A 4,980-nucleotide genomic window follows, 5' to 3' on the forward strand; every position below is an offset into this window, starting at 1 on the left:
GCCGAACGCACCAACCCCCACACCGCAGCACCAGCAAGATCAACAACATCCGACCCCGACTCCACACCCACCGCACCCCGCGTCACCACCACGAGCGGGGTGCCAGACACCCGCTCGTCGGCGAACCAGCGCTGGAGTGCGGCGAGCACGTCTGCCGTGGTCGCATGGGTCACCGCGGCAACGTCGGAGCCCCCCGCCGCTCCGGCAACCGGTACGAAGACCGCATCCGGCACGCCCGTCCCGGAGGCGATGGCGGAAAGCAGGTGGTCAAGGTCCTCATGGCTGTCAACCGTGCAGTGGTCCGTGCCGAGTGCGGTCGCGAGACCGAAGGCATCGGCACCCACCACGGCATACCGCGCGGTGGCACCGTCGGCAGTACCGGCCGAGGCCGCGGTGTCCGCCACCGGAAGCTCGGGCCAGTCCAGGGCGAAGAGCGGCGCGTTCGCCGTTGTGCCAGCGGCTTCGATCTGCTCGGCCGAAACCGGCCGCAGCAGCAGGGAGGCCACCGAGGCCAGCGGCCGCCCCGCAACGTCGCACAGCTGCAGCGAGACCGCGTCCGGGCCCGCCTCGGAGACCCTGACCCTGGCGTTCAACGCGCCGGCGGCGTGCAGGGACACACCCGACCAGGAGAAGGGCAGCCGAGCCCCGTCGGACTCCGCGGAGGTCAGGCCGACGGCCTGCACCGCCGCGTCCAAGAGCGCCGGATGCATGCCGAACCCGGCGGTCCGCACCTCGGGGCCTGCGGTCAGCGCCACCTCGGCCAGGAGATCACCCTCGTGCCGCCACGCCCGTCGGAGCCCCCGGAACAGCGGCCCGTAGGCGAAGCCCAGGGCCTCGGCCCGCTCATAGAAGCCGTCGAGGTCCACTGCCTCGGCACCGGCCGGCGGCCACTCACCCACCGCCACGGGCAGCGCGCGGGCCGAACCCGTACCGGCCGCCAGCGAACCCGCCGCATGCCGCCGCCACGCCTCCTCCACCCCATCCGAACCCACACCCTCCGGCCGCGAATACACACCCACCGCCCGCACCCCCGACCCATCCGGGGCACCCACCACCACCTGCAACTGCACCGCACCCCGCTCCGGCAACACCAGCGGAGCCTCCAACGTCAACTCCTCCAACACCCCACAACCCACCTGATCCGCAGCCCGCAACACCAACTCCACAAACCCCGTCCCCGGCAGCAACACACTGCCCAGAACCGTGTGGTCGGCCAGCCACGGATGAGTCGCAAGGGACAGACGGCCGGTCAGCACGACACCGCTGTCATCTGCCATCGCCACCGTGGCGCTCAGCAGAGGGTGCTCGGCGCCCACCAGGCCCAGGCTCTCAACGTCCGCCTCTGGTGCGGCCTCCAGCCAGTAGCGGCGGCGCTGGAACGCGTACGTCGGCAGGTCGACGCGGCGGGCGCCGGTGCCCTCGAACAGTCGCTCCCACGCGACCGGGGTGCCGGCGGCGTGCAGGCGCGCCAGCGCCTCCACCACGCCGCGGACCTGGTCGCGTCCCGAGCGCATCGTCGGCACCACGGCGCGGGCCGGGCCGTCCTGCGGCAGGCACTCCGCGACCATGCCGGACAGCACCGCATCCGGGCCCACCTCAACGAAGCTGCCAACACCCAGCTCCAGCATGGCGGCAACGCCATCAGCGAAACGCACCGCGTCGCGAACCTGGCGCACCCAGTACTGCGGCTGCGTCCACAACTCCGACTCCACCCGGCCGGTGACGGTGGAGACCAGTGGCAGCACCGGCTCGCGTAGGTCCAACCCGGCCACGACGGCCGCGAATTCCTCCAACATCGGATCCATCAGACCCGAGTGGAACGCATGGCTGACCGTCAGACGCCGCGTACGGCACCCCAGCTCCGCAAGCTTCGCGGCGGCGGCAAGGACCGGCTCCTCAAGGCCCGACAGCACCACCGACGACGGACCGTTCACCGCCGCCACCCACACACCCTCGGCCTGCGCCAGCACCTCGCGGACCATGTCCTCGGACCCGCCGACCGCCACCATCGCGCCACCCGTCGGCAACGCCTGCATCAACCGCCCGCGCGCCACCACCAGCGCACACGCATCCTCCAGCGACAACACCCCCGCCACATGCGCCGCCGCGATCTCACCCACCGAATGCCCCGCCAACACCCCGACCGTCACACCCCACGACTCCAACAGCCGGTACAACGCCACCTCCAACGCGAAAATCGCCGGCTGCGCAAACCCCGTCTGATGGATCAAGTCATCCAACGGCAGCTCCACCGCCAGCTGCGCGCACACCTCGTCATACGCCTGGGCGAACACCGGGAACGCCCCGCCCAGCTCCCGGCCCATGCCCGCCCACTGCGAACCCTGCCCCGAGAACACCGCCCCCAGGCGACCCGCCACCGTACTCGAAACAGCCACGCCACCCGAGGCCAACCCACCCAGAGCGGTGAGCAGTTCATCACGATCCGCGGCCACCACAGCCGCCCGGTGCTCGAACACCGAACGCGACGTCAACACCGAGAACGCCGCATCCAGCACCCGGACATCGCCCTCACGCACCCACTCCAGCAGCGCCGCCACCTGACCCCGAACGGCTTCCTCAGACTTGCCCGACACCACCAACGGCACCACCGGAAGCCCAACCAGAGGCTCCGCGACAACCGCCAATGCAGGCTCCTCCGCCTGCTCCAGGATCACGTGCGCATTCGTCCCACTCACCCCGAACGACGACACACCCGCACGCCGAGGACGATCCACCGCCGGCCACGCCCGCCGTTCCGTCAGCAACTCCACCGCACCGGAGGCCCAATCCACCTCCTGCGACGGCTCATCGACATGCAGCGTCTGCGGAAGGACACCCTCCCGCATCGCCATCACCATCTTGATCACACCCGCCACACCGGCCGCCGCCTGCGTGTGACCGATGTTCGACTTCAACGAGCCCAACCACAACGGACGTTCGCCATCGCGCCCCTGGCCGTAGGTCGCCAGCAGCGCCTGCGCCTCGATCGGGTCACCCAACCGCGTCCCCGTCCCGTGGCCCTCGACGGCGTCCACATCGACGGTGGACAAGCCGGCACTCGCCAGCGCCTGCCGGATCACCCGCTGCTGCGACGGACCGCTCGGCGCCGTCAGACCACTGCTGGCGCCGTCCTGGTTCACCGCCGAACCCCGCACCACCGCAAGCACCTTGTGCCCGTTCGTCACCGCGTCCGACAGCCGCTCCACCAGCAGCATGCCGGCACCCTCGCCCCAGCCCGTGCCGTCGGCGTCCGCCGAGTAGGACTTGCACCGGCCGTCCGTCGCCAGGCCGCGCTGGCGACTGAACTCGATGAACGTCCTCGGCGTGGACATCACCGTCACGCCACCGACCAACGCCATGGAGCACTCGCCCCGTTGGAGCGCCTGCGCCGCCAGGTGCAGCGCCACCAGCGACGACGAACACGCCGTGTCCACCGTCACCGCCGGACCCACCAGACCGAAGGTGTAGGCAACCCGGCCGGAGGCGATGCTGCCGGCGTTCCCGTTGCCGATGTAGCCCTCGTAGCCCTCCGGAATGGCCAGGAACCGCGCCGAATAGTCGTGGTACATGAGCCCGGTGAAGACTCCGACCTGCTCACCGCGCGCGGATTCCGGTCGGATTCCGGCCCGCTCGAAGGCCTCCCAGGTGAGTTCCAGGAGCAAGCGCTGCTGCGGATCCATGGCCGCTGCTTCCTTCGGGCCGATGCCGAAGAACGCGGGGTCGAACTCGGCCGCCTCGTGCAGGAAACCGCCCTCCCTGACGGTGGTCCGGCCCTTCGCGTCGGGGTCCGGGTCGTAGAGGCCGTCGACGTCCCAGCCACGGTCGACGGGGAAGCCGGAGACGGCGTCCGACCCGTTCACCACGAGGTTCCACAGGTCTTCGGGAGACCGGACGCCGCCCGGGTAGCGGCAGCTCATTCCGACGATGGCGATCGGCTCGCGCTCACCGGCCTCCAGCTCCTGGACGCGCTCACGCGTCTTCTGGAGGTCGGCGGTGACCCACTTCAGGTAGTCGACGAGCTTCTCTTCATTGGTGGTCATTGCGAAAGTCCTATGCGTTGCGGCGCCGGGGGAATGGTCGGATCGGTTGCCGAGTCAGGATCGGCCGAGTTCCTTGTCGATGAAGGCGAAGAGATCGTCGGCGGTCGCCGACCGGATCCGGTCTGCCGCATCGGAGCTTCCCGCGGACTTCTGGGCGGGGTTTCGCTTGGCCAGCAGCGACTGGAGCCGCTTCGTCACACTTGCGTTCAGCGGATCCTCCTGCGACAGGTTCGTCAACAGGGACTCCAACCGGTCGAGTTCCGCGAGAATCCGGGACTCACCGTCCTCCTGCTTCGGAGCGAGCCTTTCGGTCAGGTGCTCCACCAATGCCGCCGGCGTCCCGTAGTCGAACAGGATTGTCGCCGGCAGGCGCAGCCCGGTCGCGTTCCCGAGCTGGTTGCGGAGTTCGACCGCCGTGAGCGAGTCAAGGCCCAGGTCGAGGAAGCCGCGGTCACCGGGGACGGCATCGGCCGACGCGTATCCGAGGATCGACGCGACGTTGGCGCGCACGAGCTGCAGCAGGGCCTCGGCCCGCTCCGGACCGGCGAGACCCGCCAGGGTCTGCGCCACCGGTGCCGCGTCGGCCTTCGCCGCCCGACTGACCGGCCGAGTCGGTGCGCCCACCAACCCCCGCAGCACGAGCGGGAGTTCCCGACCGGCACGAAGACGTGACCGGTCCAACCCCATCGGCACCAGGTGCGAACGGTCGACGGTGAGTGAGGCGTCGAACAGCTCCAGCCCCTCGCTCGGCGACAGCGGCCTGACACCGGACTGGACGAGGCGGGCCTGGTCCGCGTCACCGAGCCGGCCCGTCATGCCACCGTCCAGATCCCACAGTCCCCAGCCCAGGGAGTGGGCGGGCAGGCCCTGCGCACGCCGATGCTGCGCCAACCCATCCAAGAACGCATTCGCCGCCGCATACCCCGCCTGCCCCGCCGGA

Annotated in this window: 2 protein-coding genes; both read right to left on the reverse strand. The window is 70.4% G+C overall.

All coding sequences use genetic code 11. The features are described from left to right. The coding region (locus P3T35_RS40155; RefSeq protein WP_280709847.1) for a beta-ketoacyl synthase N-terminal-like domain-containing protein at positions 1-4,040 on the reverse strand (4,040 nt) is incomplete at its 3' end. 54 nt (positions 4,041-4,094) lie between these two features. Next, a partial coding sequence (locus P3T35_RS40160; protein ID WP_280709849.1) for a beta-ketoacyl reductase occupies positions 4,095-4,980 on the reverse strand: 886 nt, incomplete at its 5' end.

Source organism: Kitasatospora sp. GP30 (genome assembly GCF_029892145.1).
GTDB lineage: Bacteria > Actinomycetota > Actinomycetes > Streptomycetales > Streptomycetaceae > Kitasatospora > Kitasatospora acidiphila.